The following is a 397-nucleotide window of genomic DNA, read 5'->3' on the forward strand; positions in this document are numbered from 1 at the left end:
GCCCGAGGACGCGGGTAGGGGTGCGACACCGCAGAGGCTGGCGAATGCTGCTTCGGAGCTGACGCGGTGGGGGTTGTCACCGACGGTGATCAGCAACTGTGCTGCTGTTTCGTAGCCCACCCCGAACCGGCCGACGAGGTCTTCGGCGGCATCGTCGATGAGCACTGCGAGGTTTTTGTCGAGTGCTTTGATGTCGGTGTCGAGGAGCTGGATCCGTCGCGCCACCGACCGCAGTGCAGTCTTGATCGCCGCGGTCAGTGCACCTGGAGTGACGGCGGTCGGGCGCAGTGCTGCGCATGCGTCGATCAATGCGACTGTTGTCAGACCCCGGAGCTGTTCTCGAATCGGTTCGGGCGCGTTGACGACGGCAGATTTGAGACCTGTGATCGCCTCGGCG

General features: G+C 64.2%; 1 protein-coding gene. It reads right to left on the reverse strand.

The genetic code is table 11. The features are described 5' to 3' along the window. Positions 1-397, reverse strand: a 397-nt coding sequence (locus VF34_RS25870) for a transposase (RefSeq protein WP_197077459.1), incomplete at both ends; no start/stop codon positions are given.

It is taken from the genome of Rhodococcus sp. PML026, from assembly GCF_000963615.1.
Classification (GTDB): domain Bacteria; phylum Actinomycetota; class Actinomycetes; order Mycobacteriales; family Mycobacteriaceae; genus Rhodococcoides; species Rhodococcoides fascians.